Source organism: Allosphingosinicella sp., from assembly GCF_046295735.1.
Lineage (GTDB): Bacteria > Pseudomonadota > Alphaproteobacteria > Sphingomonadales > Sphingomonadaceae > Allosphingosinicella.
Genome location: NZ_JBKBMQ010000013.1, coordinates 1 through 26,582 on the forward strand (window position 1 = coordinate 1; position 26,582 = coordinate 26,582).

Annotated in this window: 21 protein-coding genes; 8 read left to right on the forward strand and 13 right to left on the reverse strand. The window is 67.5% G+C overall.

All coding sequences use genetic code 11. The features are described from left to right. The 10 genes from ACK4K7_RS12525 to ACK4K7_RS12570 form a co-directional block, all read right to left on the reverse strand. A partial coding sequence (locus ACK4K7_RS12525; RefSeq protein WP_431866464.1) for a hypothetical protein occupies positions 1-1,082 on the reverse strand: 1,082 nt, incomplete at its 3' end. Between the two features lie 121 nt (positions 1,083-1,203). Then, on the reverse strand, positions 1,204-1,863 hold the full coding sequence (locus tag ACK4K7_RS12530) for an outer membrane protein (RefSeq protein WP_431866466.1): 660 nt from the start codon (positions 1,861-1,863) through the stop codon (positions 1,204-1,206). 100 nt (positions 1,864-1,963) lie between these two features. Next, on the reverse strand, positions 1,964-2,638 hold the full coding sequence (locus tag ACK4K7_RS12535; protein WP_431866468.1) for a class I SAM-dependent methyltransferase: 675 nt from the start codon (positions 2,636-2,638) through the stop codon (positions 1,964-1,966). A gap of 32 nt (positions 2,639-2,670) precedes the next feature. After that, a complete protein-coding gene (locus tag ACK4K7_RS12540; RefSeq protein WP_431866470.1) occupies positions 2,671-3,267 on the reverse strand; it encodes a TetR/AcrR family transcriptional regulator in 597 nt (198 codons plus the stop codon). 66 nt (positions 3,268-3,333) lie between these two features. Further along, positions 3,334-4,617, reverse strand: coding sequence for an amidohydrolase family protein (locus ACK4K7_RS12545; RefSeq protein WP_431866472.1), 1,284 nt, complete (start codon positions 4,615-4,617; stop codon positions 3,334-3,336). 113 nt (positions 4,618-4,730) lie between these two features. Next, complete coding sequence (locus ACK4K7_RS12550) at positions 4,731-5,435, reverse strand: LytR/AlgR family response regulator transcription factor (RefSeq protein WP_431866474.1); 705 nt, start codon at positions 5,433-5,435, stop codon at positions 4,731-4,733. Continuing rightward, positions 5,432-6,439: a sensor histidine kinase gene (locus tag ACK4K7_RS12555; RefSeq protein WP_431866476.1), complete on the reverse strand. Its 1,008-nt coding sequence runs from the start codon at positions 6,437-6,439 to the stop codon at positions 5,432-5,434. Before ACK4K7_RS12555 ends, ACK4K7_RS12550 begins: the two co-directional genes overlap by 4 nt. A 98-nt stretch (positions 6,440-6,537) precedes the next feature. Then, the gene (locus ACK4K7_RS12560; RefSeq protein ID WP_431866477.1) at positions 6,538-7,485 is read right to left on the reverse strand and encodes a homocysteine S-methyltransferase family protein; all 948 of its coding nucleotides are present in this window, start codon (positions 7,483-7,485) and stop codon (positions 6,538-6,540) included. After that, positions 7,482-8,438, reverse strand: a complete 957-nt coding sequence (locus ACK4K7_RS12565; protein ID WP_431866478.1) for an alpha/beta hydrolase family protein — start codon at positions 8,436-8,438, stop codon at positions 7,482-7,484. The genes ACK4K7_RS12560 and ACK4K7_RS12565 overlap by 4 nt, the downstream gene beginning before the upstream one ends. A gap of 8 nt (positions 8,439-8,446) precedes the next feature. After that, positions 8,447-9,571 carry an MBL fold metallo-hydrolase gene (locus tag ACK4K7_RS12570; protein WP_431866480.1) on the reverse strand — a complete coding sequence of 375 codons (1,125 nt, stop codon included), beginning with the start codon at positions 9,569-9,571 and terminating at the stop codon, positions 8,447-8,449. A 125-nt stretch (positions 9,572-9,696) separates the two neighbouring features. Here ACK4K7_RS12570 and ACK4K7_RS12575 point away from each other — a divergent pair, with 125 nt between their 5' ends. Both ACK4K7_RS12575 and ACK4K7_RS12580 read left to right on the forward strand, forming a co-directional pair. Next, positions 9,697-10,143 (forward strand): response regulator, encoded by a 447-nt coding sequence (locus ACK4K7_RS12575; RefSeq protein WP_431866482.1) that lies wholly within the window; start codon positions 9,697-9,699, stop codon positions 10,141-10,143. Positions 10,144-10,294: 151 nt separating this feature from the next. Continuing rightward, entirely contained in the window at positions 10,295-11,035 is a 741-nt protein-coding gene (locus ACK4K7_RS12580; protein ID WP_431866484.1) for a Crp/Fnr family transcriptional regulator, read from the forward strand. Positions 11,036-11,079: 44 nt separating this feature from the next. On the opposite strand, the gene ACK4K7_RS12585 is transcribed toward ACK4K7_RS12580, so the two are convergent. Next, positions 11,080-11,607, reverse strand: coding sequence for a DUF2306 domain-containing protein (locus tag ACK4K7_RS12585; protein WP_431866486.1), 528 nt, complete (start codon positions 11,605-11,607; stop codon positions 11,080-11,082). A 148-nt stretch (positions 11,608-11,755) separates the two neighbouring features. On the opposite strand from ACK4K7_RS12585, the gene ACK4K7_RS12590 reads away from it, so the two are divergent. Further along, the gene (locus ACK4K7_RS12590; RefSeq protein ID WP_431866488.1) at positions 11,756-12,523 is read left to right on the forward strand and encodes a LytTR family DNA-binding domain-containing protein; all 768 of its coding nucleotides are present in this window, start codon (positions 11,756-11,758) and stop codon (positions 12,521-12,523) included. Between the two features lie 172 nt (positions 12,524-12,695). Here the strand turns inward: ACK4K7_RS12590 and ACK4K7_RS12595 are convergent, their stop codons facing one another. Together ACK4K7_RS12595 and ACK4K7_RS12600 are read right to left on the reverse strand one after the other, a co-directional pair. Further along, the gene (locus ACK4K7_RS12595) at positions 12,696-13,544 is read right to left on the reverse strand and encodes a PQQ-binding-like beta-propeller repeat protein (protein ID WP_431866490.1); all 849 of its coding nucleotides are present in this window, start codon (positions 13,542-13,544) and stop codon (positions 12,696-12,698) included. Beyond that, entirely contained in the window at positions 13,493-15,271 is a 1,779-nt protein-coding gene (locus tag ACK4K7_RS12600) for a hypothetical protein (RefSeq protein ID WP_431866492.1), read from the reverse strand. Before ACK4K7_RS12600 ends, ACK4K7_RS12595 begins: the two co-directional genes overlap by 52 nt. 219 nt (positions 15,272-15,490) lie before the next feature. Between ACK4K7_RS12600 and ACK4K7_RS12605 the strand changes: the two genes are divergently transcribed. From ACK4K7_RS12605 to ACK4K7_RS12625, 5 genes are all read left to right on the forward strand, one after another. Next, on the forward strand, positions 15,491-16,048 hold the full coding sequence (locus tag ACK4K7_RS12605; RefSeq protein WP_431866494.1) for a PadR family transcriptional regulator: 558 nt from the start codon (positions 15,491-15,493) through the stop codon (positions 16,046-16,048). 265 nt (positions 16,049-16,313) lie between these two features. Beyond that, on the forward strand, positions 16,314-19,703 hold the full coding sequence (locus ACK4K7_RS12610; RefSeq protein WP_431866496.1) for an autotransporter domain-containing protein: 3,390 nt from the start codon (positions 16,314-16,316) through the stop codon (positions 19,701-19,703). 939 nt (positions 19,704-20,642) lie between these two features. Beyond that, complete coding sequence (locus ACK4K7_RS12615) at positions 20,643-23,498, forward strand: TonB-dependent receptor (protein ID WP_431866498.1); 2,856 nt, start codon at positions 20,643-20,645, stop codon at positions 23,496-23,498. Further along, entirely contained in the window at positions 23,498-24,934 is a 1,437-nt protein-coding gene (locus ACK4K7_RS12620; protein ID WP_431866500.1) for a fibronectin type III domain-containing protein, read from the forward strand. The genes ACK4K7_RS12615 and ACK4K7_RS12620 overlap by 1 nt, the downstream gene beginning before the upstream one ends. Continuing rightward, positions 24,931-26,004, forward strand: coding sequence for a phytase (locus ACK4K7_RS12625; protein WP_431866501.1), 1,074 nt, complete (start codon positions 24,931-24,933; stop codon positions 26,002-26,004). The genes ACK4K7_RS12620 and ACK4K7_RS12625 overlap by 4 nt, the downstream gene beginning before the upstream one ends. Positions 26,005-26,582 lie beyond the last annotated feature (578 nt).

A 26,582-nucleotide genomic window follows, 5' to 3' on the forward strand; every position in this document is an offset into this window, starting at 1 on the left:
ACACGGGCCGCTTCGAGCTGGGCCCTCTGGGCGATGGTCAAGTTGGCGAACGGATCGTAAATGGAATCGATGCGGGAGCGGTCCTTGACCCCGTCCCATGTGAAGCGAAGGTCGCCTGCCTCCGCGGCGACGCCGAGATAGGCTGGGATCGCGTCGTCGTAGTCGAGACGTCCTTGCGCCTCGTCGAGCCGCAGGCGCAGCAGCCGGCTCTCTGGCCCCGGCCGTTCACGTTCGAGCCGCCGCACCACCTCTTCCATCCAATTCCGGTCCACATTGCCGGTCCGCGATTGGGCGCCCAGCAGGTTGAAATGGGCGATCGCGAACAGATGCTCGGCGCGGGTTTCCCGTGCGAGCGCCACCGCGTCCGGCTCTCGAGCGATCGCAGAGGGTTGCACGATCCTGATCCGGGGGTCGCCGGCCAGAATCCGCTCGATGTCGTCCTTGTGCATCACGCCGACGACGACCAGCACTCGGCCGCCGGGGTACGTGCGCGCCGCGGCGGCGATGCGCCGCGCCTGAAGGAAGGTGCGGTAAAGGAACAGGCGGCGCGCGAAGTCGCCGCGCGGCTGCTCCGGATAGGCTCCGTAGAACGAGCGGTGGCGTGCCCGTTCTTCTTCCGCGTCGGCGAAGAAGAGCCCGTCGGTGAGAGAGCGCGGCTCGGGAAACGACACGAAGCCCTGGAACCCGGACGGGCGCCGAAGAAAAGGCGGCCGCTCGAGATCGTCGACGCCGAAGGCAAGTGCGCTGTCCTCGGGCGAGGGAAGCCAGTCGAACGGGCAGAGCGGCGTGCCGGTCTCGCGCGCCCACGGCACGATCACATCCTGGATTTCGTAGGTGAACTCGTAATGGTCGCCGCGAGCGAAGCGCTCCGGCGAGCGCTCGATGCAGATGGCAGCGGGCGCGGCGGCGGCGAAAAAGGCCCGCAGGGCAGCCGGCTGCTGGCGGCGGTTGACGAGCTGGGCGCCATGATCAACGCCGAGGACCACGACCTCGGTCGCGTTTCCGCCCGTTTGTGCATGAAGAGGCGTGAAGCCGAGGATAAGGCCGGCGACAAGAGCGGTCAGGCGCGACAGCGAACCCATGGGCTTTCTCCTTTGTTGCTGTGGCCGAACGCCGATGCTAGGCGCCGGGCCGCTCAGTGGCAAATCGCCCCCGAAACGATTGGCGGGCGGCGCCGCGACAACGCGGCACCGCCCGGAAACTTCAGAAGCGGAAGCCGATGCCCGCGACGATCTGGTGGCGGTGCTGTCTGGTTTCGAACGACAGCCTCTCGTCGGCGACCCGCAGCCTGCGCTGTTCGCTGAACAGATATTCGGCCTTGCTGTAGGCGCCGCCGCCGATCGCGAACTCGAAGCCGAGGCCGACCTCGTGGCCGCCGCGGCTGCCGCGAACGCGGTGCACCCGATCGGCGTCGGACTCCGCTTCCAATTCGTCGCTCGCCTCGTACTCGGCCGCAAGGCGCCGGACCGAATAACCTCCCTTGGCGTAGAAGAAGGCGGATTGACCGGCGGCGACACCCGCTCGCGCGCCGAACGAGAGGGTGCGGCCGGACCGGACGCACAGTTCATCTTCACCCGCTAGCGACCCGCAGGCCGACGCCTTGCCGCCGCCGATGCCGGCGTAGAGACCGAGGCGTAACGGCCCACCGACGCCTGCGTCGAAGCCCAGCTCGCCGCCATAGCCGATGCGCGAGTCCCCCGCATTTGCGCTCCGGACATCGTCTTCGACGAGGAAGTTGTGGCGGAACTCCGTGCGGTCCCATCCGGCGCGCAGTTCCGCCCGCGGGCCGGCAAAGGGCGCGGCATGAACCGGAACGGCACTCAGCAGGGCAGGGGCCGGGACGACGGTAAGGATCTTCTTCATTGTGCATTCTCCTTTGATGTGAGGGGAAGACGCGCGCAGCGGCACGCGCCCGGCCAAGCGGCCGGGCGGGCATGCATGCGGGCGCGGGTGGGTAGAGAGGCTAGGCCGCCATGGCCCGGCGCTCCGATGCCGGCGGCAGGTTGGACCAGCCGCGGACCTCAGCCTCGACCGCCCGGCCGAGGGTCATGTAACCGCCGATGCGAGGAACGCCGGCGAGCAGGAAGCTGCGCATCTCGATGCCTGGAAAACCGGAATCCTGCATCAATGCGGCGATGTCACGGTCGAGCCGGCATCCTCCGCACAGGCAGGCGTTGATGCGGCTCAGCCGCTGCTGCCAGCGCGCGACGGCGCGGCCGGGACAGAGGCCATGTTCGAGGAACAGGAACTGACCGCCCGGTTTCAGGACGCGCCGAATTTCCCTTAGGCATGCCGCGGGGTCGTCGACGCTGCACAAGGTGAGGCTGCTCACCACGGTGTCGAAGCTCCGATCCGGGTGAGGGAGTGCTTCCGCGCGGCCGGGCGTCACATCGACCTTCATTCCCGTCGCGGCGATCCTCGGAAGAGCGCGCGCACTGAGATCGCCGTCGGGCTCGACGACTTCCAGATCGGTGACCCTCGGCGGATAGAATGGCAGGTTGGCGCCGCTTCCGAAGCCTATCTCAAGCGTCCGTCCACATGCCTGCTTCAGCGCTTCCGTCCGGCAGCCATGAAGGCGCGGGTGGACCATGGCCCGATCAAGCAGCGGGGCAAGAACATATCGGTTGTAGTAGGACATAAACCGAACCTCCGTTTTAATTCAAGATAAATTCAGCTTGCGCTGAAGGTCAGCCGCTTCAGCACGCCGCGGATTTCATCGATGCGGGCCGCTTCCCCCAGTGCGAGCGCAACGACGAGCCCCTGGAAGATTGCGAGCAGCATCTCGGTAAGAACAGGTTCCGGCAGGTTCGCCCAAGAGGGATCGGCGGCTTTCCGAGCCTCCACCAGCCGGCGGATCGCGACGCGGTTATGGGCGCGATTCCCCTGAACGATTTTGCCCAGCCGCGGATTGACCAGAGCTTCCGCCAATATGATGAGCGCGGCCCGCGGCATATCGCCGCCGCTTTGAGCCGCGAGGTCGCCGAAGAAGATGTCCACTGCACTGGCGAACGCGTCCCCGGTCGCCGCCGGATCGAGAGCCTCTCCGATCACCTGTTCGCTCCGCGTCTGGCTCGTGCGAACGGCCGCCTCGAAGATGTCTTCCTTGCTCTTGAAATAGTTGTAGACGGCACCGGCCGACAAACCCGCCTCCTCGAAGATGTCTCGCATGGTCGTGCGGTGGAAGCCGTTGCGCGCGAACAGGCGCATGGCCGCATCGATGATGTGCTGACGCCGCTCTTCAAGGGCGCCGGTGGACAGACGGGGCATCGAATCACTCCCAAAAACGAACGACCGTTCTATATTGGAGATATGTGCGGGGGTCAACACGATGGTTCACGGGCCGAGCACCGCGCCGCGCTGGATGCGCAAAGCCGGAGTGCGCAGCACGTCCAGCCGCTCCAGCGGATCGACGTCATAGGCCACGAAACTGGCCTCGGCGCCTTCGGCGAACCGTCCGATCGGACGCTCCGGGAACATCGCTCTTGCCGTGTCGGCCGTGGCGCGGCGCAGCAGTTCCGCGCGGGGCATGACGGCGAGGCCGTCGAGATAGAGGATCTCGTCGACCACGCTCCCCATCACGTCGTCGCTGCCGATCGCAAGCGGAACGCCGGCCGCGCGAAGCCGGGTCAGATTCTCGATCTGCATGGCGCGCAATGCCTCGGCATTGTGCGGACGCCGGCTCATATCATGGGTGGCGGCGACGGCGGTCGTGATCACCACCGTGCCGCGACGCGCGGCTTGCGCGATCGCCCGGTCGGACAGACGATAGTCCGCCGCCGACATGCCCTCCGCGATCCGGTAGCCGGGGAGATGCGCCACCATGTCGACGCCGGCCTCAAGCGCGATCTCGAAATCGGCCGCGCTGTCGGCATGGGCGACGACGCGAATTCCGGCCGCGTGGGCGCGCTCCACGATCGGCCGCGCGAGCGCGGGGTCGAGCCCCCGGAAACCGAACGTCGCCGGGTCGGCGAGGTCGGCCGAGCGGCGCTGCGAGTTGATGAGGATGAATTTGATCAGCTTCGGCTCGCGGGCGAGGATGGTTGGCCAGACGCGCTCCAGCTCCTCGAGCGTATCGATCGGATCATAGCCGCGGCGCGCCTCCTCGGCGCTGACCTCCATGCCGGCCTGGCGGGCCGAGGCGAGCGCGATGCCGAGGGGATGCCCGTCCGACCCCGAGATGCAGGCGTCGGCGTAGAGCACCTCCACCGTGCCCGGCTGGCCGAGGAAGCCGGAAAAGGCGGCGCGGTCCTCCGGCTTCGAGCACATCTGCACCGAATGGAAGATGCCGAGCGCCATGTTCTTGGCGTTGGAACGCGCGCCGAAGAAGCCGTTCTGCATGTCGTGGTTGTGCGCTTCGATCAGCGAAGGGAGCAGGTAGCGGCCGCGCAGGTTCACGGTGGCGTCGATCCGCTCCGGCCGGCGCGCGGTGAAACGGCCGCCGACCGCGTAATAGCGGGCGGGCACGAAGCCGGTGCCGTCGAACCAGAGGCCGCCCTCGAAGGCGACGGCGAGCGCGGGCGCCTCCGCCCCGGCTGGTGGCGGCGCGGCGAGCTGGTGCGCCGCGAGCGGCGTCACGAGAAGCGCCAAAGCGGCGACGGCGGCGGCGAGACTGCGCATGCGATTGCTCCTGTTCGGCGAGTGGCCGCCGGTTCGCCCGTTCGAAGGGGCGGAGCAAGCGCGGGCGGCCCGCAATGGCGGGAGCCGTGCGCCGGGCGTCGCGAGCCGGGCGCTCAGCCCTTCAGCAACGCGTCGAGCTCGGCGCGGTAGGTGCGGCTGACGGGGATGCGGGCGCCGCTCGCCAGTTCCGCCTCCGCATCGCCGTTGCGACGCTCCACCAGCGCGCGCACCGCTCCGGCGCGCACCAGCGCGGAGCGATGCACACGGACGAAGCCGGCGGGCCGGAGGCGTTCGGCAAAGGCCGCGAGCGGCTCGCGGAGCAGATGGACGTCGCCGTCCGCGTGGAGGCAAAGATAATGGCCCGCCACCTCGACATGTTCGATCCGGTCGATCGGCACGAGATCCAGCCGCCGGCCGTTGCGGACCGTGACATGGCTCTCGCTCTCCTCGGCGCCGGGGGCGAGGCGCCGCCGAACCCGGTCGAGCGCCCGCGCCAGCTCCGCCTCGCCGGCCGGCTTCAGCAAATAGTCGACAGCCTCGAGTTCGAAGGCCGGCAAGGCATGATCCGCCCGGGCCGTGAGGAAGACGACGAGAGGCCGTGCCTCCGCGGGCAAGGCGCGAACGAGGTTCGGCCCCTCTCCGTCCGGCAGGGTGACGTCCAGGAAGACGAGGTCCGGTTCGGCCGAGCGCAGCAGCGCGGCCCCGCCCGCGGCATCGCCCGCCTCGCCGACGATGCGGACATCGTCATGCGCGGCGAGCATCCGCCGAAGCCGTTCGCGGGCGAGCGGAACGTCTTCCACGATCGCCGTCCGGATCATGGCGCCACGCCCCTTCCGATGGGCAGGCGCAACGCCGCCCGCGCCGCCGCCGGGCCCCGTTCGAAGCTGAGTTCGGCGGCGGGGCCATGGATCGCGGCGAGGCGTTGCCGGACGTTGGCGAGGCCGAGCCCGCTTCTTTTCCCGGCATGCGCCTCCGCCGGCGCGTCGTTCGCGACGACGATCTCCAGCCGTCCGCCGTCGGTTCGGGCACGCACCGTCAGCATGCCGCCCGCCGGAAGCCGGGAGATGCCGTGGACCAGCGCATTCTCGATCAGCGGCTGGAGAAGGAGCGCCGGCAGCTCCGCGTCCCAGGCGTCGGTCCCTATGTCGAGTTCGAAGGTCAGGCGGTCGCCGAGCAGCAGGCGGTGCAGCTCGACATAATCGGCGATGAACGCCACTTCGTCCCGCAGGCGCGTCCGGTCCGGCCGGTCGAGCGTGTCGCGCAACAGGCCCGAAAGGCTCACAAGTGCGTGCTCGGCGCGGCGCGGGTCGTAATGGCCGAGCGCGGCGATCGCATTCAGCGCGTTGAACAGGAAATGCGGCGCGAGCTGCGCGCGAAGCGCGCTCGCCCGGCTGTCCGCAAGCAACCGCTCGCGCTCTCTATAGCGCTCGAAATAGGCCATCGTCTGTCCGATCGCCACGAGCGCGGCGAAGGTCGGCAGCGCGAACAGCCCCGTGATGAGGGTCGCCTGCCCGACGCCCGTCAGCGCCGCCTCGGGCGCGATGCCCCGCAACGTTCCGAACAGGAGGCGCGCGGCGACGACCCCCGCGGCGGTGAAGACGGGAATGGCGACGAGGCCGATCATCGCGAAGCTGGCCATGTTCCGGCCGCTTTGGCCAAGCCCGATCGGCCAGCGCCGGCTCAGCCGATGGAACAGCGGCACGGCGAGCGCCCAGGGCGCGAAATGGATCAGCATCTGAACGAAGGCCGCCAGCAGTGACGACAGGCTCCATTGCGAGTCCGGCGAGGCGAGCAAGGCGGCGGGCGTCCACGCCGCAGCCACGCCAAGCCAGGCAACGGCGATCGGCCGCCAAAGGCTCGATGGCGACATACCGCTCATGGCCTATATGAACCGCCGTCCGTTGCCGCCGCAATCCGTTCCTATCCCGAGACGTCGCCTGGTCCGCTTCCGATGCAAGCGCGGGCAATGGACGCCACATGGCGAACGTCAGTGCCGCAGCAGCCGCCCAAGACCCTTATCTGGGGACACCGCGCCAGCAGGGCACGGTAGCGAGCGCCAAGATCGTCCGGATTGCCCGTGTCCAACTCCGTCATGGCCTCGAGCTCCGAATGGCTGCACGTCGAGGCATTGGCGCGGATGCCGCGGATACGGTTCGTCCAGTGTTGCCCGGCGTCGAGCGTCGCCTCGAAGTGCGTCGGATGGGCGCAGTTGATCATGTAATAAGCCGGGGCGGAGCCGGTTGTCGTGTCCACGGCGTCGATCGCGTCTCCCAGCGCCTCGCCGGTGGGAAGACGGCCGTCGGTCTCCACGGTGAAGGATAGCGCGAACGGCAGACCCGTGCGTCCCGCGGCACGCGCGATGCCGATTGCCTCGTTCACATTGTTGATGGTGAGGGCGCACAGCATATCCGGCGCGCACGATGCGAGCAGTTGTGTCTGGTGGACGTGATAGGCTTCGGCTTCATCGGGGCTCATGATGCGGGCGGGATTGTAGCCGTCGCCGCGCGGCCCGATGCAGCCGCTGACGAGGATCGGCAGGTCCAGCGGTCCCCATTCCGCGCGGAGGCTTTGGAGAAACTCTACGGCGGCGACGTTCAGCCGATCGAGCTCCTCGACGCTCAGTCCGAGCGGCGTCGCCCAGTCCGGGCTGGCGCGCCAGGTGGGGCTTTCAAGGATGAATCCGGTGCCGACCGTGGCGGCAAGCTCCAGATAGGGTCTAAAATACCCAGTAAGGGCGGCGCGGCCCGCTTCGTTGCTCATCAAGGTGATGGATGCGAAGCAGGGGAGATCCACCCCAAGGTTGAAGATGAGGTCCGTCTCCAGCCCGCCATCGGTGAGGAATGTCCGTTCGAGCTGAGGAAGGCTCACCGGCTTCCTCCGGGCGGGACGGCAAGGATCCAAGTGGCGATCATGTCGAGGAAGCCGGGGACGTAGACGCGCTCGAGCCGGGGATATTCGTCGCGCAGGCCGGTCTCGGACGCCCAGAATATATGGTTGGCGGCGGGGAAGACGTGCGTCTTCAGCCGACCTTCGCCGAGATGCGCCAGAGCCGCTCGCAGCCGCGCGACGTTCTCCGCCGGCGGGGTCATCGGATCGCGCTCGCCGAACAGGGCGAGCACCGGCACCCGTATGCCGGCCAGTGCTTCGGCCGGGTCGTAGCGGTAGAGGCCGCACAGATAATGTTGGGGCTCCGGCCCGCACACCGCCGGATTGGTGAGCGCGGCGCCGAGCATCTCGGCGAACAGCTCCACTCGTTTGTCGACTTCCTGCGGCGGCACGCCCCAGCCGGCCAGATGGTGGCGCTCGTCGGCGAGCATCTGCTCGAGCACCGTCTGCGCGGGGCCCGCGAGCAGCACGATATAGGCGACCTCCGGGCTTCTGGCCGCGGCGAGCTGCGCCACCCATCCGCCCTGGCTGTGCCCGACGATGCCGACGCGGCGCGCATCGACTTCGGGTCGTGCCCGGAGGAAACGCAGGGCCGCGAGCGCGTCGCCCGCCTGGCGCTCGATCGTCTCGTCGCGCCAGGTGCCGCCCGAGCCGTCGATGCCGCGCTTGTTGAGGTCGAGCGCCGCGATGCCGCTTGCCGCCAGATGCGCGGCGAGGCCCGGCAAATGACGGCTGCCTTGCGAGCCGGGATAGAGCACCACCGCGGGCGCGGCTGTCCGCCCCGCCGGCAGGTGCAGCGTGCCGGTCAGGACGAGTTCCTCTCCCACCGGAACTCGCACCGCTTCCTGCCGCACAGCCGCGAGGGACGCGGTCGCCCCCCACCAGGCCAGCATCATCGCTATCATCGTCCGCCGCAGCATCGACACCTCCTTCATTCTCCTCTTCAGCTCCCCGGCTGCACGATTTCGAGCCCGTTGGCCTCGCGCCACGCCGCCTCCGTCATCGGCCGCACCCAATAAGCGTCGAACCAGCGGCCGAGCCAGGGATCGTCTCCGGCGAACAGCGCCTTCTGCGCCGACAGGCCCACCCGCGCCCGCACCGCGTCGAGATCGAGTCCCTGCGCGGCGAGCGGCGCGACCTGGGCGCGGGTCTCGGCGATGAGGCCGACCAGCCGGTCGAGATAGGCCGCGTCGGCTTGCGGCCGGCCATGACCCGGGACGAGCAATGCAAATTCGAGCGCGCGAAGGCGCCCTAAAGCCTCGATCCACTCCGCCGGGAAAGAGCCGAAGCCGAACGGGATCGGCGCCACGACCATGTCGCCGGCGACCACGATGCGCTGGCGCGGGAGCCAGGCGACGGCGTCGCCGTCCGTATTGGCACGGCCGAGATGGAGCAGATCCACCGGAACTTCCGGATCGTCGATCCGCAGACTGTCATCGAACGTCTCGGTCGGCACGACGACAAACGCGCCTTCCATGTCGGAACGCAAGCTTCGGAACGCCGCGAGCGTACGAGCGAAACCGGCACGCTCCGCCTCGCTCAGCGCCGGATCGGCGGCATTGCGGGCCAGGAAGGCGGCCGCGCCGTCCGCTTGCTCCGCCATCTTCGCGTCGGCCTCCGGATCGGGTGCTCCTTTCGGATAATCGGCCATCGGCGGCCCGAGCAGATGGTCGCGGGTGCGGGCATGGGCGATGATGCGTGCCTGCGGCCAGGCCGCGACGATCGCCGGCAGGCCGAGCGGATGATCGCCGTGCCAATGGGTCACCAGCACCGCCTTCAAAGGCTTCGAGCTCACCGAGCGGACGAGATCAACCACGCGTCGCCCCGAACCTGGCGAGCCGCCGGAATCGACCAGCACCAGCCCGTCCGCCTGCTCGATCAACGTGACGTTGCCGACCGGCTGGAGCTGGAACGGCTCGGCCTGGCGGATCAGCCACACGCGGGGCGCGAGCGGCTCGATGATCTGGAGATGCCCGGTGGCCGTGGCGGTTCCGTGCGGCTCGGCGGCGCTTACCGGAAGCGGCGCGGCGAGGGCGAGAGTGGCGAACAAAAAGGACGGAAGCTTCATGTCTCTCCTTCGATCCTTGCTCCCAGGGGGCGTTGCCGTTCCCCTTTGGCGCACCCGCCACGGCGGAGCATAGGGTCTCATTTGAGACGCTTAACCAGCGGCCCGGCGATGCCTATCGAGCCGGCATGACGACGAGCGACGCTGCGCAGACGCGCGGCCCGGCGAGGGCGCTGCTGGCCGAGGATGACGAGCTCATTCGGCTGTTGGCCGAGGACGCTTTGGCGATGGCGGGCTTCTTGGTAACCTCCTGCGGCAGCGCGGACGAGGCGCTGACCCTGCTCGCCCGAGACCATTTCGACCTTCTCGTGTCCGACATCGTCATGCCTGGCCGGATGGATGGGATCGACCTCGCGCGGGCGGCCCTCGTACTTCGGCCGGGGTTGCGCATCATCCTCACCTCAGGCCACACCGACCGGCAGCGCGCGCTCGGCGAATTGCTGCCGCACGTGGCCTTCGTTGCCAAACCATATCGTCTCGATGCTCTCACCGCCCTGGCTGTGGGGCAGCCGCCGAGACCGGCGAAACCGCACCAGCCCGCTTCCCGGGCGCCGACCTCGCCGGATTCTGCATGATAGGGATGCAATCCGCGTCGATACGGTCTAGACTTGGGACTCACTCCTGCAGCCGCCGTCCCGAACATCAGGCGCGGGAGACGATGGCTGGCACCGGTTCGCGCGCCACGGCGCAGCCAAGCCGCCCGCGACGGCCGGCACGGGAGGAGCGATGATGCGGACCGACTGGATCCGCTGCACCGATTGCGCTTTGCGGACGAAGCCTGTGTTCCGGCCGCTGAGCGATCAGGAGCTCGACTATGTGATCGGCCTCAAGGCCGATCATGTCCGCTTTCCGGCGCGCTCGCATATCGTCGAGGCCGGCGAGAGCGACGGTTTCATCTACACTTTGTACGACGGTTGGGCGTTCCGCTATGCCATGGTCGGCGAGACGCATCGGCAGATCCTCGAATTCCTGCTTCCGGGCGACCTCATCGGGCTGAAGTCGCCGATGTCGGGACGGGTGCGCCACTCAGTCTGCTCGATCACCGACGTGGTGGTGTGCGCGCTGCGCGAGCGGCCGCTCGACAGCCTCGTCGTCGGTCAGCCGGACCTCGCCAAAGCGCTGTTCGAGACTTTGCTGATCGAGGAGGATCGGGCGCGCGACCGCCTGACCCTGCTGGGGCGGCAACGGGCCAGCCAGCGGCTCGCCTATCTGATGCTGGACCTTCATGACCGCCTCCTCAAACGCGATATGGCCTTGGGCGACAGGTTCGACTTCCCGCTGACCTACGAGATGATGGCGGATGCGCTCGGTCTCTCGCGCGCGCAGCTCGCGCGCAGTCTGGTGGATCTGCGCGAGCGCGGCTGGGCGATGTTGCACGAGGGGATGCTCCACTTCGCCGACCGCGCCGCGATGGCGGACTTCTGCGGCTACCGCGCCGGCCGCGCCATGCGCCGCGCGCTCCTATAGGATCGGGAAGCAAACTCGCAGCGAGCTGGTCATCGCTATCCAGCTCACCCGAACGCCCAGTGCCACATTGTCCGCCCCGGAGCGAAAGCGGTGATTCCGGCGATGATCAGCGCCCCAATGTAGAATTGGACCATGTGCTTACGGTGCTCGACGATGTTTCCGCTACGCGCTGAGGTGATCGCCCCAGGCACGGCCATGAAAGTCAGCACGGTAAAGATGTGTATCAGGCTGAAAGAGCCATTGAAGCGGATGAAGATTGTAGAGATCGCTGTGACCATCATCAAAGCCAGCCAGACGCGCCCAAGCATTCGGTGGCGATAGTCGCCTTTCAGCGACAATAGGAGGTAGGCGCCCAGAGGAATGGCCGGTAACACGGTGGCTATGTGGATGACGACGGCGATCGAGCGCGGCTGCAGAACGGAATAGCCGAGCAACCAGCGAACGACACCATAACAGGACAGGAGGGTGAGCACCGCGGCTGCGGCGGCGAGGAAGAGGCGCAGTCGCTTGGAAAGCAGGAAGGCGGTACGATCCGCGACCTCTGCGCGACGTGGCAGCGTCATATTTGACATCGACGAGATCCATGCTGTTCTTGACGGCACAAAACTGCAGGGCCGCGCTTGGCCGTCAATCGCCGGTGCGTTAACCCGCCGCTGGGGTTCGTGAACCGCGCCAGTCGGGTGCCAAGCGCCAGTTCACGAAGCGCGGATTGGCGGTGGCATGGAACGAGTCCGAGGCTATTTGATAGAGATCACGATCGTCGCGGCCATCGGAGCGGTGCTGGCGGCGCTCGGACCGTTCGGCAGCTTCGGAATGGGCGATTATGGAACCCGTCTCGCTTATTGGATGCCGGGAGCGTTCCTCGGTTACGCTGCTTTCCGCCTGAACTATGTGCTGGTCGTTGCGGCGGCCGACAAGCTCCGCTTCCCAAAGATCGGCGGAGTGATCGCAGCAGTTCTGCTCGGCGCCATGCCCGCATCGCTCCTCATTCTATGGTGGAACGGCGCTCGCTTCGCGGACATCTACGCGCGAGGTCAATGGCTTCAGCTCTACCTGCAGGTAGCGATAATAGGCGCGCTCGTCGTCCTTCTGTTCATACTCATCGAGCGCGCGGCAATGGGTGGAACGGGTTCGGGCACCGCGGCCGGTGACGAACCGAAGCCTCCCTACATCCCGTTTCTCGAGCGGCTTCCGCCAGAGATAGCGGCCGACCTTATCGCGCTGGAGATGGAGGATCACTACGTGCGAGCGCATGCGCCTGGGAGAAGCACGCTCATCCTGATGCGGATGCGCGACGCGGAGGCCGAGCTAGCACCGGCAGATGGAATGCGCGTCCACCGCAGCTGGTGGGTAGCCCGCGGCGCGGTCGAAGCAGTACAGCGGGATGGCCGCCGCCTTCGCCTGAGACTCCGCGGCGGCATCGAAGCTCCGGTCGCGCGGGATCGCGAACGGAAGTTGCGGGAAGCTGGCTGGCGCGCAAGTCCGTGAGTTGGCTTCATCACTCGAGCGTGAAACGAACTGGTGTGTGCGATAGGGGCACGGGTATCGACGCCGCGCCCCGGAACCAGGCGCTCTGAGAACCCACGCAGTTCGGAAGAATCGAAAACAGCCCCGCGAAGCAGCACGGCACGGAACGCTGATCCCGGGGGAGGGGGCGGGCTCAAGGTCCTTCATCGTCCGGGTCGGTCCCGCCCTCGCCGCCCTCCGGATCGCCGGTGAGATCGGGTCGGTCGGCTCGGATGGCGTAGACGACCAAGGCGTCTCCTTGGCGCGTCTCGAACCGCGCATGGCCCGTTGCCGAGATGGCGACATATTGCCGGCCCTGGTGCTCATAGGCCATCGCTCCCGCTTGCCCCCCTGCCGGCAGTCTGGCCTGCCAGAGCAGCCGCCCGGTGGCGGTCTCGAAGGCGCGGAAGTAATTGTCCTGTGCCGCCGCGATGAACGTAAGTCCGCCTGCCGTGACCAGCGGGCCGCCCAGATTGGGCGTTCCCATGACGATCTTCAGCCGGGTCGGAATACCCAGCGGTCCCGTGTCGAAGCCGGTCCCAAGCGGCTGTGCCCAGACCAGTTCGCCCGTGTCGATGTTCGTGGCCGCGATATAGCCCCATGGCGGCGCCATGCAGGGTATGTTGAGCCCCGAAAGCCACATCGGCCGCGTCACGCCGAAAGGGGTGCCGGTTTGGGGGGCGACTGCCTGGTCGGGTCGTGCGCCGCCGGAGCCTACCGGCCTGTCCACCACCTCCTCGCGAGGGTGCATGTCGACCACGTTGGGCAGGCGTGACCAGTTGGCGATCACGAGGCGGCGGACCGGGTCGAAGCCGAGGCCACCCCAGTTCATGCCGCCCACGGTCCCGGGCAACAGCACCATGCCCTTGGCGTCGATCGTCGGAGGTGTGAACATGCCGTCGTAGCGCCGCTGATGGAAGCCGATGCGGCACAGCGCGGCATCGATCGGCGTCAGTCCCCAGATGTGCCGGCCGTCGATCCGTTCGGGCCGCGCTCCGGGCACCCCGCCCAGGTTGGGGAAGAACGCGGACTGCGGCTGAGTCGGGGACAGGCGTTCGCCTGGCAGGCGGCCCTCCTGCGGAACGGGTCGCTGGACCACTGGCCGCAGCGGCTGTCCGGTTGCTGCATCGAGCAGAAACAGGTCGCCTGCCTTGGTGCCTTGCAAGACGGCGCGGCGCATGACGCCGTCGATCGGCACGTCGACCACATCGGTTGGGCGCCCAGATCATAATCCCAAAGATCATGCTGTACGGTCGTGAAGGACCATCGCGTTGCGCCGGTCGCGAGATCGACGGCGACGATAGCCGCGGTGAACCGGTCCTCTTCCTCCGTCCGGTTGCCGCCCCAATGATCGGCGCCGGGATTGCCGGTGCCGAGAAAGGCGAGCCCCAGTGTCTCGTCCGCCGAAATGACGTTCCAGACGTTCGGCGTGCCGCGCGGATAGATTTCGCCGGGGGCAAGAGCGGCCTGAGGATCGGGGCGCAGCGCATCCCATGCCCAGCGAAGCTCGCCGGTGCGGGCATCATAAGCCCGCACCACCCCTGAGGGAGCATCGCGGCGCTGGTTGTCGCTGACCTGCTGGCCGACGATCAGCAGCCCGCCCGCCACCGTGGCGCCTGACGTGTTGGAAGCGAAGCCGAGCTCGCGCAGGCCCATGCCCTCCGTCAAGTCAACCGTTCCGCCGTCGCCGAATTCCCGGCATGGAAAGCCGCCCACCGCGTCCAGCGCCGTCAGCCGCCCGTCGGGCGTCGCGACATAGACGCGTCGGTGGCAATTGCTGCCGCCGCGGGGGACGGGGCCGAACACGCCCGGTACGGCCGGGGCTCGCAAAATAGCCTGGGTGCTGCCTCGAGGATCGCCATCGTCGAAATAGGCGACCGCGCGGCAGGCAGCGCTGAACAGCGACTCCATCGTGCGCGGCGGCACCTGGGGATCGAAGTGCCAGAGCGCCTCGCCGGTCGCAGGATCGAGCGCATAGACCTGGCTGCTGGCGGTGCAGGTGTACAGAAGGTCCCCAGCCTTGAGCGGGGTGTTCTGGGAAGAGTAGAAAATACGGCCCTCATCTGGCGTGAAGTCGCCGCTGCGAAAGGTCCAGGCTTCCTGCAGATCGCGGACGTTGCCGGTGTGGATCTGTGCCAGCGTGGAGTAGCGTCGGCCAAGGTTGGTGCCGCCAAAGGCCGTCCACTCCCCGCCCGCATCGAGCAGTTCTGCGCCGGCAGGAAGCAGCGGCTGGCGATTTGCATTTTCAGCTGGTGACTGGGTGCGTTCCCACATGGCGGCCACAAGCGCGGCCGGCATGACGATCATCGCCAGCAGGGCGGCAATCGACGCACGGCGCCAGACGCTTCCCGGTCGGGTGTGCCAGAACAGCCATGCGAGAACTGCACCGAATACGAGAGCGGTGACGAGGCCCATTCGCGCTGCAAGATCGAAGCCCCAAGCGGGCAGCCAACCCTTGCCGCCAATTTCCAGAAGAGACCAGGCGAGAGTGACGAGGACAGCTGCGATGAGGAGCCCTACGCCAAGCCGGTGCTTGCGCAACAGGACGCAGACCGCACCAGCAACCAGCAGCAAGCCCGCCAGGAGGAAATAGACGGTTCCGCCAAGGAGAACGACCCTCACACCCAGGACCGCAGTGGCGAGCCCAAGCAGGCCGCAAAGGCTCGAAAACAGCAGATAGAGCCAGTGCCATATCCGGTGCCCCGGCGCGACCCTCTCATCTTCGTGCATGGGCATCACCTTTCGACCGCTACGAGGCCGTAACGGTCGGTGGCGCGAATGGTTCTGCATCGTTGCACGGCGGGTGTGAACTTCCGCTCCTAAGAAGCGGTGGAAGCGCTGAAAAACGCACGGGAGGAGGACCGCAAGGTCCGCCCCTTCTTCTTTGCGTGGAAGTTGACAAGCGGCGTCTGTCCCGCCTTTCTGGGCCCCTGAAATTCAGGGGTATCGATGATGGGCGCCTCGGGGCACGAGCTGAGCGACAATGAGGGGACGTTCCTGTCGCTGCTGCTGAGAGCGCAGCCGCTCAGCGCTTATCAGGTCGCCCGCATCTACGAAGACTCACCCGTCAGCAATTTCGGCACCAGCAAGGGCAAGCTCTACCCGCTGATCCAGCGGCTGCGCGAGCGGGGCCTGGTCGAGGCGGAGACGGTGGAGGGGCGCGCCCGCAAGGTCGAGCGGCTGCGCTGCACCGAGGCCGGGCGGGAAGCGGTCCGGGAATGGGTGCTTCGGGTGCGGGATCCGCATCTGCTGCTGGAGGATCCGCTGCGCACCAAGATCCAGTCGTTCGGCCTGCTGACCCGCGACGAACAGATCGCCTGGCTGCTGGAGGTGAAGGCCGCGCTCGCGGTCAAGCTCGAGGATGTCGAGCAATATGGCCGCGAGGTGGACGTGCCCTACAAGGAGTTCGTGCACGACGGCGCGGTGAGCGCCATCCGAAGTGGGATCGACTGGCTCGAACGCGTCTTGCTGAAGATCGTGAGGACGCCGACACTTTGCGAGGGATGACGGTCGTCGTGACCGCCGCCTCGTCGATCACCGCGTCGATGGCAACGGTGCGAATTCTGCAAATGTGCTCATTGGGTTAGCTATCCGGTAAAATAGCAGTCCGGTCGTCGAGGACCCTTGCCAAGCAGCTGCCAACGCTTAGTCTTCGTGGACAGTGGGGGGGCGAATCACAGACCAGAAGCCCACCTGCGAGTTACAGGAGGGACTAATGAAGATGGTCGGATGTTCGGCCCGCTCAAAGCGGGCCCTGTTGTGTGCTGCCTCCTTGGCGGCCATCGTTTCCAGCGCAGGTCAGGCGCAGGCGGCGGGCAATCCCGTCACCCATGATTTCGTGGCCGAAGCCGGCACCCAGATCGTCACAAATCATTTGATGCCGCCGGGACCGGGCAGCGCCGCTACCGGCGCCAACTTCGCCAATTCCTCGCAGGTGCTCGATCCGCTCGGCCAGGTGAACGGCATCGGCCAGCAGATCGTGTTCAGCCAGACGAGTTCGACGGGGGCCAGCCTTGGCCTGTGTACTGGCTCGCTCATCAACCCGCGCGCCGTCATTACCGCCGCGCACTGCGTCTACAGCCGACCGGCCCACATGTACGGAAGCGAAACCGGTTCCTCGGGCGGCACCTACGGCACGATTGCGCAGGTCTACGGCCAGACGCAGGGCGTGCCGATCAGCTTCGGCTTCGCCTCGACCAACCGCTGCCTCGGCGTCACGACCAACGGCTGCGCCGTCGGCGACGGGCCTTATGAGAAGTGGCGCGACAGCGGCTTCAAGACCCAGACCGATCTCCACATCTACAACGGCAACCAGGTCTGGTATCATCTCGACATGACGGTCACGGCGCCGGCACCGCCCGGATTTCCGACCGCCACCACAGATTCCTATTTCGCCCGCGGCGACATCGCGATCGTGACGCTCGACACCCATGCCAAGGGCGTTCCGACCTGGGCGTTGCTCTTCTCGCCGCTGACCGGTCCCACCCATGCCACCATCACGGGTTATGGCGGCGCTGGCGTCGGACTGGCCGGCGTGGGCAATCTCGCCGGCATCGATTATCGCCGCCGTTCGGCCGAGAATATGATCGATGCGCTCATGTCCTGGAACGACCAGAACACGACGCCGGCGATCGGCGGCCCGGACAGCACGCGCCGCTTCCACCAGACCCACTCGGTCTACTGGATGGATTTCGACGATCCCACCTGGGATCCGAACAACCTGCCGGCGAACTTCTTCGTCAACACCGCTCCGGCCGGGCAGCGCAACAACGGCTATTACGACTTCAACGTGCTCGGCGGTCCGAACGGCACCGCCCTGCCGCGTGAAGGCACCACCGCCGGCGGCGATTCCGGCGGCCCGCTGATCGTCGACCAGCGCTGGAGCCGCCAGGTGATCGCCGGCGTGCTCACCGGCTCCATCTCCTACAATGGCGGCATCGCCACCTACGGGAGCATGAGCCTCTATCCGCCGCTGTTCCTCTATTGGGAGGACATCGTCCAGAACAACCCGTACGCCTATGCCTCGGCGAAGGCGGGGAACGGCAACTGGTTCGATCCGGGTCACTGGGTCCAGGACATGGATCCCAACTACACGGTGATCGGCCCCAACGGCGAGCTTCTGACCGGCGTTCCCGACACTCCTCAGGGCGGCGCTTATGGCGCGGTCGCGAAGTTCGGCACCGTTTGCTACCTCAACACCCTGTGCACCGACATCACCGGCCCGGGCAATCCGGTCGGCGACGGCAATATGGTGGTGACGGCGGGCGGCCCCGGTTCGGTCAACTTCGTTCCGAACAATGTCGAACCCGTCAACAGCGCCAACCCCGCCCTCACCGTCAAGGCGCGCTACTATGACGTGACCCTGCGCGAGGCCGGCACGACGACGCTCGCCGGCACAGCCGTGATCGACAACATGACGGTCGACGGCAACCGCGCCAAGCTCGACATCGCATCGGGCGGCGCGCTCAGCACCTGGGCGGACTATACCCAGCGCATCGGCTGGACCAACGTCGACGGCACGCTCAGGACCAACGAGATGCTGGTGGTGAGCGGTCTGTTGTCGGGCCGCGGCACGATCCACGCCGATTATCTGACGGTCGTGGGCGGCGTCGTCGCTCCCGGCGGCGCCGACCGGGTCGGCACGCTCACCGTCAACGGCAACGTCATCCTCGCCTCGGCCTCGGCCCTGTTCGTCGATGCCGGCCGTGCCGGCGCCGATCGCCTCGCGGTGAACGGCGTTCTCGACATTAACGGCGCGTCGCTGGTGATGAACAAGGTCGGCGCTGCGCCCAAACATGGCGACAGCTTCGTCCTTGCCACGGCGAGCGAAGGCGTCAGCGGCAGCGGGTTCGGCCAGATCTACGCCTTCCAAGGCGTGCTCCGGCCCCATCTTGATTATGGTCCCAATGCGATCACGGCGCATATCCGCGCGGGCAGCCTCGCCAATCAGATCGGCCAGTCCGGTCCGACCGAACAGGCCTTTGCCCGTGCGCTCGATCAGCTGCGTGGCAATTACTACCACCAGCTGGGCAGCCTCTACGCCTCGATCGACCTGATGGATTCGGCCACCCTGTCGCGCACTTTGCGCGGCCTGGCGCCGGACATCGCGACCGAGAACCGGGTGCTGCAGGAGCGGCAGAGCCGGGTGCTGCTGAACACGATCAGCGACCGTCTCTCCAGCCTCGGCACGGCGTCGGGCGGGCATCTCAGCGTCAACGGCTCGGGCGCGATGCTCCAGTCGCTGGCCGAGGGCCGTCCCTCACCGACGCTCGGCTTCCAGAGCATGGTGCCCTCGCAGGCTTCGGCGAAGGTCCTGCCGGAAGGCATGACCGGCTTCGTCAGCAGCGGCTACACCACCGGCGGTTCCACGATCGGCGACAGCCGGGCGGGCATCGGCGGCGGCCAGCACAGCGTCCATGTCGGCATGGGCCTGGAGATGGAGATGGCGCCGGGCCTCACCGTCGGCAGCGCCTTCGGCTATGCCGACGGCTTCTCGGCCGCCGGCGCGCTGCAGGGCCGGACCGAGGCGCGGACCACCCAGGCGGCGGTCTACGGCTCCTATCAGCTGGGCGGCGGCGCCTATGTCGCCGGCCTCGCCTCGGCCGAGAACAGCCGCACGACCATGCAGCGCAGCGCCAGCACCGGCGAGATCGCCTTCGATCTCTACGGCGCGACCGCCACGCAGCGTTACACCGCCATGGCCGAAGCCGGCGTCAACCTGACGGCGGCCCCGGGGCTCACCGTCACGCCGCGGGCGCAGCTGGGCTATTCGTCCTACCATCTCGGCGGCTTCCGCGAGAATGGCGGCGACCTGGCCCTCCACCTCGACGATCTGAAGCTGCAGCGCCTCGACGCCCGCATGGGCGCCCGGGTCGCGGGCAGCGCCAGCGTCGCCGGCTGGACGGTCGAGCCGCAGCTCACCGCCGATCTCGTCAGCACCCTGTCGGGCGCGAACGACGGCATGGCGGTGCGCTTCGCCAACGCGGCGGGCCACACCTTCTACCTGCCGATCGCCAATGGCGACCGGATGTGGGGCGAAGTGCGCGGCGGCCTCAAGATGACCAGCGGCCGCCTCTCCTTCGGCGCCGGCGTCGAAAGCAGCATCGGCCGGTCCGACCTGCGCGACGACCGGGCGGTCGCGGACTTCACCATCCGCTTCTGATTCCTCCCCATGGGGGATCGTGACCCGCGGATGCCCAAAGCATCCGCGGGTCTTTTTTTTGGCTCCGGCAGGGTGACGCCGCCTTGCCTGTCCTAAAGCTTTGCTCGACGCTTGGGTGAACTTCGGTTGCCCGAGATGGTGATCGCCTTCTTTCATCGGGTTCAACAGACGGCCGGCTCACCGGCCAAGATGCTGTCAAAGCAGTTGAGCACAAATCACGGATGCCTTTACGAAGCGGCTCTACAGGCCCAGCGGTGATGTGACCTCGACAAATTTCGCGCTGCAGGCACCTCAGGTCGCGTCGGCCGATTGCTGATCGATATGCTTTGAGTAGGAACGCCGCCGCGTCGGAGGGGCGTGGGACCGAGTGAGAACGCTCTTTGAGATCCTGGAGGGGCGAGGTGTCGTTTTCAGGTTATCGTCGGGGTCGTCCGAAGCGTATCAGCAGGAATATGACGACAGCTCCGATGAGCAGGGTCACGGCAGCCAGGACTTGTCGATCCATGCGTCGGCGCTCCGAATGCGCGGACTTCGCGCGGTGCCCCGTCGCTGCTCAACATTCGCGCGCAAGCAACGTTCCTGAGGCAGCGGGATCCCGGCGGTGACGGGCGAGCTTGCGCTGTTCGTCGTGGCTCCGCGCGAACCACTCTCTCGCCGACGCCTGCCACCGATCGCTCGACGAGACCGCTGAGCCTGCCGAACAATGATCCCGCGCCATGCGCCGAGCGGCGGAATGGGGCAGGTCAACCGGGCCTCGGACCAGCCACGGACATCACTCCCTGTTCGCCTGTGCCGATCGAGATCGACTTCTGTAGGCGCGCCGGCCGAGCGTCACGTAGCCTTCAAGAAAGTTTAGGCGGGGCGTCATCCCCCGGAAGCAAGGCTGACGCGAAGAGCCTCTAGGTGAACCCCATCCTTCAAAACCAGGTGGGGTTCTCCATGCTTCAGACGCTCAAGCCGCGCATCCGTTACACATGCGGCGCTTCGCTGGCTTCGCTCGCTCTCGGCGCGGCCGCGCTGCCGACGGCGGCGGTGGCCGACGTCGTCACCGCCCAGGCGGAGGTGAGTGCGCAGGCACAGGCCGCCGTGCTCGCCGCCCAGGCGCAGGGCGCGGCGCTGGTCGCCGGTCGCGTCACCGACGAAAACGGCGCGGCCCTGCCCGGTGCACGCGTGCTGCTGCGCGAGCTGGGGGTGGAGGCCACCACCAACTTCCAGGGCGAATTCGTCCTCCCGGCCGGCACCGGGGGCGCGCTGACGGTCGAGGTCGAATATCTCGGCTCTCCGACACTGACGCAGCCGATCGACGTCGCGCCCGCCGGTCGCACGCCGGTCGATCTGGTGCTGAGCCGTGGCGCCCCGGGCGAGATCGTCGTCACCGGGTCGATCGTCTCCGGCACTGCCCGTGCCCTCAACCAGCAGCGCCAGGCGGACAATCTCACCAACATCGTGTCGGCCGACGACATCGGCCGCTTCCCGGATCCCAACATCGCCGAAGCGCTGCAACGCGTGCCGGGCATCGGGGTCGAGCGCGACCAGGGCGAGGGCCGCTATATCAATATCCGCGGCGCGCCGGCCGAATTCACCTCCGTGTCGGTCGACGGGATCACCCTGACCTCGCCCGATCCGGGCACCCGCGCGATCGATCTCGACACCATCCCGTCGGACATCGTCGCCAATCTCGAAATATCCAAGACGCTGCTGCCGTGGCAGGAAGCGGACTCGATCGCGGGCGCGGTCAACGTCGTTACCCGCTCGCCCTTCGACGCGCGCGGCTTCCGTTTCTCCGGAATGGCGGGCGCGAGCTACAACCAGTTCGGGGGCGGGGACCGGCGCGCCTCGGCGTTCGTCAGCAACGTCTTCGGGCCGGAGCGCCAATTCGGCGCTCTCCTGTCGGGCAGCTATTCCCGAACCGACCGCCGCGTCGACAATCTCGAAAGCGCCTGGGACATTATCGACACGCCTGAAGGAGGCGAGGTGTTCGGCGTCACCGAGAACCTGTTCAAGGATTACGATACAAGGCGCGAGCGAATCGCGGCTACCGGCGCGCTGGAATTCCGGCCGGCGCCGGAGCACCGCCTGTTCCTGCGCGGCTCCTATGCCCGATTCGAGGATGACGAGTATCGCAACCGTCTCGGCATCCTGTGGACAGAGGGCGTATTGCAGCCCGGCGCCACCGACGCCACCGCGACCTTCCGCAACACCCGCATCGAGAAGCAGTTCAGGCACCGCGTCCAGGTCAACGAGATCTACACCGTGACCGGAGGCGCGGAGCACGACCTCGGCCAGGCGCGGCTCGACTGGAATCTGGGTTACACCCGATCTGACCAGACCTATCCGAACCGCAACGAAATCCTTTGGCGATCGTCGCTGCGGCCGACGCTCAGCTACGATTATGCCGATCCGGACCAACCGTTCATCTCGCTGTTCCGCTCCGGCGAGCATCTCCAGGAGGACCGTTATGCCTTCCGCGAGAACACCTTCCGCCAGAACGACACCCGCAACAACGAATGGAGCATGGCGGCCAATCTGGAGCTGCCAACCAATATCGGCGGCGCGGATGTGAGCTGGCGGGTCGGCGGGCGCTACCGCAGCCGCGACGTCACCGCCGACGAGGAGCGGTTCCGCGACCGCCGCGCCTCCGCCGCGCCGACCGCGCCCTTGAGCGACTTCCTGTCCGGCACCGTGTCCGACAATTACGACTATCTGCTCGGCCGCAAGGTGAGCCCGCGCCGGGCCGCCACCTATTTCGAAGCCGCCCGGCCCCAGTCGGAACGGCGCATGCCGCAATCGATCACCGCCGATTATGAAGCGAGCGAGGACATTTTGGGCCTCTACGGCTCGGCGCGGCTCGATCTCGGCGCGACCGACATCGTCGCCGGTCTGCGCATGGAGCGCACCGAGTTCGCCGGCGCCGCGCCGACCTTCAACGAGACGACCGGCGCGATCGGCGAGGCGCGTGCGGACAGCCGCTATACGAGCTGGTTCCCGAACCTCACCGTCCGACACGCCTTCACGCCGGACCTCATCGGTCGCTTCGCGCTGAGCCGCGGCATCAACCGGCCGAACTTCGTCGAGCTGGTCCCGCGGGTCGTCGAAAATACCGAAAGCGCGACGGTGCGCGTCACGTCCGGCAACCCGGCGCTCCGCCCGACCATGTCGAACAATGCCGATATCGGCATAGAATATTACGTCCGGCCGCTCGGGGTTATCTCCGCCAACGCCTTCTACAAGGACCTTGCTGACTATCGCTACACGCTGACGCGGGCGGGCACCTATGTCGGCCAGCCGGCGCTGCTCACCCGTCCGGAGAACGCGCCGGACGGTCGCATCTACGGCTTCGAATTGAACTGGCAGCAGCAGTTCGGCTTCCTGCCCGGCCTGCTGTCCGGCTTCGGCATCTTCGCCAATTACACCTGGACCGATTCGAAGATCGAACTGGCCCAGCCTTATGCCGGCCGCTCCGTCTTCCCGCTGCCGGGCCAGTCGCGCCACATGTGGAACCTGTCGCTCTTCTACGAGCGGGGTCCGTTCAACGCCCGCGTCGCCTATACCAAGCGCAGCGACTATCTGGACGAGATCAACGCCGACGACGGCCGCTTCGATCTGTACTGGGAAGGACGCGGCCAGCTCGATTTCACCTCGAGCCTGCAGCTCAGCCCCAATGTCGGCCTGTTCCTGGAGGCAAAGAACCTCACCAATACGCCGGGCGTGCGCTATTTCGGCGACCGCAACCGCGTCTACGAATATGAGAAGTTCGGTTACAATCTGTTCGGCGGCGTGCGGGTGAACTTCTGATGCGGGGCTGGAGACGGGGAACGGGCGCTGCGGTCGCCCTGGCCATCGCCGCGGCGCTCCCCGCCGCCAGCGCGGCGCGGCAGCTCGGCCCCGTCGCCGAGGCGACGGGGCGTCCGCATTCGGCGGGCAAGCCTTACGCCGCGCGTGGTCTTCCGGATCGGGTCGTGCTGACGCCGGGCGCCGACCCTTCGCGGGAGATGGCGGTCGCGTTCCGCACCGACGCCCGTCAGGGGGAAGCGCTGGCGGAGCTCGCGCCCGCGATCGACGGGCCGAGCGTCGCCGCCGCCGCCCGGCGCTTGGCCGGACGTTCGGCCGATATCGCGACGGAGAATGGCGCGGCGCGCTACCATCAGGTGCGGTTCGATGGGCTGGAGCCCGACACGCCTTACCTCTACCGGGTGCGCGGCGCCGACGGCTGGAGCGAATGGTACCAGTTCCGCACCGCCGCGGCCGCACCGCGGCCGTTCACCTTCCTCTATTTCGGCGACACCCAGAACGACATCCTGGAAATCGGCAGCCGCGTGATCCGCCAGGCCTTTCAGTCGACCCCATTGCCCGCGCTCGTCCTCCATGCCGGCGACCTCGTCGCCCAGCGCGAAGAGAAGGTGCATGACGACGAATGGGGCGAATGGGCGCAGGCCGGCGGCCATCATTATGCGATGGTCCCGCAGGTGCCGGCCGCCGGCAATCACGAATATGTCGATCATGTCCTGCCGTCCGGCGCCGAATCCCGACGGTTGGGGCCGCATTGGCCACTGAGCTTCGCGCTTCCGGGCAACGGCGTCGCGCCGGCCGAGCGGACGACCTATTTCATCGATCATCAGGGGGCGCGCTTCATCATCCTCGACGGCACGGCGGCGCTGGATCTGGGCGCGCTCGACGCCCAGACCCGGTGGCTCGATGAGACGCTGGCCTCCAGCCGGGCGCGCTGGAACGTGGTGCTGTTCCACCAGCCGATCTTCACCTGCGCGCGGCCCAACGACACCGAAGTGCTCAAAGCCGCCTGGCAGCCGATCTTCGAGGCACGGCGGGTGGACCTCGTGCTGCAGGGCCACGACCATTGCTACGCACGGCTGACCAGCGTGCAGGGGAGGGAGGCGTCCGCGCGCGCCCATGCGGCGGGCGATCCGCAGGGGCCGGTCTATCTTGTCTCCGTGGTGGGCTCCAAAATGTACGGCCTCAACGACCGGGCGCTGACGCAGCCGGACAGGGTCGCCGAGGAAACGCATCTGTGGCAGCGCTTCGACGTCGAGGAGGACCGGATCCTGTTTCGGGCCTATACGCCCAGCGGCCGCCTCTATGACGGCTTCGAACTTCGCCGCGGCGGCGACGGGCGCAATCGCCTGTCGCCTCTTCCCGACGCCTTCGGGCCGATCCGCCGCTGCGAGGGCGGCCGCGGACCCGATGGTCATCCCTGCACCGCGAGGCCGAGATGAGGCTCCCCCGCCTGTCGCTGTTGGCTCCGCTCTTCCTGGTCGCCGCGTGCGCGGCCCCCCGGCCGACGCTGCCGACGGCGATCGTCTATCCGTCGGCCGAAACGCGTCCGGTCGGCACCGCCGATGCGGACGCGGCGGACGATCCCGCCATCTGGGCGCCGCCGCCGGGCGAGACTTCCTATTTCCGCGGCGCGCCGATACCGGGGATCATCGCCGGCACGGACAAGAAAGCGGGCCTGTACATTTACGGCGTCGATGGCGGCGTGCTCCAGTTCCTGGGCGACGGCCTCCTCAACAATGTCGATCTGCGCGAGATCCGGACGGACGGCCGCCGCCGGTTGCTGATCGGCGCCAGCGACCGCAGCCCTGCGCGGATGGGCATTGCGCTCTACCTCTACGATCCCTCGGACCGGAGCGCGGGCAACGAGGTGCGGCCGTGGGGCTTCATCCCCGCCGATGTCGGCGAGCCCTATGGCTTCTGCATGGGCAAGGTCGGCGGCGCCGTTCACGCGTTGCTGGCCGCCAAGAACGGGGAGGTGCGGCAGTACCGACTGTCCGTCGACGGCGAGGCACCGTCCGCGGAGGAGGTGCGCCGGTTCCGGGTCGGATCGCAATCCGAAGGCTGCGTCTTCGACGACGAAGCCGGAATGCTCTATATCGGCGAGGAGACGGTCGGCCTGTGGCGCTACGGCGCCGATCCCGCGTCCGGCGCGGAGCGGCTGCTGGTCGAGCCGGTCGGCGCCGGCCGGCTGGTCGCCGATGTCGAGGGCGTGACGATGATCCGCGATCGCGAAGCCTGCTACCTGATCGTTTCCAGCCAGGGCGACAGCGCCTTCGCCCTGTGGCGGGTGGACGGCGACGCCCCGGTCTATGCCGGCCGCTTCCGCGTCGACGCGCGCCGCGGGATCGACGAGGTCACCGGCACCGACGGCCTCGACGCCTTCAGCGGACCGATCGGCCCCTATCCCGAAGGGCTGGTGGTCGTTCAGGACGACGTCAACGAGGGCAACACCCAGAATTTCAAGCTGATCGACTGGCGCGCCATCAAGGGAGCACTGAACCTTACGTAGCTGGAATGTGCCGGTGGTCGTTACGCGCCGTTGGAGGCGGCTTCCGCCGCAGAGGCAATGCAAGTCCTCGAGCGATGTCGCGACGACCTGCTTGCCACCGATCGTCTCGCACCGGTGGTGAGGGGGCTTGGAGCGCCCAAGGAGCAAAGAAGCAGTCTCTGTCGCACACGCAATCGGCCGCGCGAGTGCCGCCCGGCGCGGAAGGCTGCTATGGCTCCTCCAGCCGAGAGAAGAAAAGTTTATCGACGCTCCGCTTGAGCCGTCAGTGGGCCGAGCGATCGAAAACGGCGGCTTTGGCCTCCGGCGAGCACTTGCAAATGCCGTGGTCGCACTGGCAATCGCAGCCATGCCGGTCCTCCTAGGACGCCGCCGGTATCCTCGATGTCCCAGCGCGGTCGCGCAGGTTTTCAAAAGCATCGGGGTAGAGGTGGTACTCGGCGACCGGGCGGCGAGCACAAGGCGTCTTTGGGGCTGGTCGCGCCGCCGGTCTACAAATTGGATGCAGGTTCCGGGGCAATCCGGAAGGTCGTGCGACCACCATGTTGTGGAACCACTCGCCCACATACGAGCCGTCGATC

What these genes read in the sequence shown, in the direction of transcription:
- ACK4K7_RS12615 (WP_431866498.1), top strand. Translation starts at nt 20,643, where the DNA reads ATGCTTCAGACGCTCAAGCCGCGCATCCGTTACACATGCGGCGCTTCG.
- ACK4K7_RS12550 (WP_431866474.1), bottom strand. Translation starts at nt 5,435, where the DNA reads ATGATCCGGACGGCGATCGTGGAAGACGTTCCGCTCGCCCGCGAACGG.
- ACK4K7_RS12590 (WP_431866488.1), top strand. Translation starts at nt 11,756, where the DNA reads ATGGAACGAGTCCGAGGCTATTTGATAGAGATCACGATCGTCGCGGCC.
- ACK4K7_RS12535 (WP_431866468.1), bottom strand. Translation starts at nt 2,638, where the DNA reads ATGTCCTACTACAACCGATATGTTCTTGCCCCGCTGCTTGATCGGGCC.
- ACK4K7_RS12530 (WP_431866466.1), bottom strand. Translation starts at nt 1,863, where the DNA reads ATGAAGAAGATCCTTACCGTCGTCCCGGCCCCTGCCCTGCTGAGTGCC.
- ACK4K7_RS12575 (WP_431866482.1), top strand. Translation starts at nt 9,697, where the DNA reads ATGACGACGAGCGACGCTGCGCAGACGCGCGGCCCGGCGAGGGCGCTG.
- ACK4K7_RS12565 (WP_431866478.1), bottom strand. Translation starts at nt 8,438, where the DNA reads ATGAAGGAGGTGTCGATGCTGCGGCGGACGATGATAGCGATGATGCTG.
- ACK4K7_RS12545 (WP_431866472.1), bottom strand. Translation starts at nt 4,617, where the DNA reads ATGCGCAGTCTCGCCGCCGCCGTCGCCGCTTTGGCGCTTCTCGTGACG.
- ACK4K7_RS12570 (WP_431866480.1), bottom strand. Translation starts at nt 9,571, where the DNA reads ATGAAGCTTCCGTCCTTTTTGTTCGCCACTCTCGCCCTCGCCGCGCCG.
- ACK4K7_RS12600 (WP_431866492.1), bottom strand. Translation starts at nt 15,271, where the DNA reads ATGCACGAAGATGAGAGGGTCGCGCCGGGGCACCGGATATGGCACTGG.
- ACK4K7_RS12540 (WP_431866470.1), bottom strand. Translation starts at nt 3,267, where the DNA reads ATGCCCCGTCTGTCCACCGGCGCCCTTGAAGAGCGGCGTCAGCACATC.
- ACK4K7_RS12605 (WP_431866494.1), top strand. Translation starts at nt 15,491, where the DNA reads ATGATGGGCGCCTCGGGGCACGAGCTGAGCGACAATGAGGGGACGTTC.
- ACK4K7_RS12625 (WP_431866501.1), top strand. Translation starts at nt 24,931, where the DNA reads ATGAGGCTCCCCCGCCTGTCGCTGTTGGCTCCGCTCTTCCTGGTCGCC.
- ACK4K7_RS12585 (WP_431866486.1), bottom strand. Translation starts at nt 11,607, where the DNA reads ATGTCAAATATGACGCTGCCACGTCGCGCAGAGGTCGCGGATCGTACC.
- ACK4K7_RS12620 (WP_431866500.1), top strand. Translation starts at nt 23,498, where the DNA reads ATGCGGGGCTGGAGACGGGGAACGGGCGCTGCGGTCGCCCTGGCCATC.
- ACK4K7_RS12580 (WP_431866484.1), top strand. Translation starts at nt 10,295, where the DNA reads ATGATGCGGACCGACTGGATCCGCTGCACCGATTGCGCTTTGCGGACG.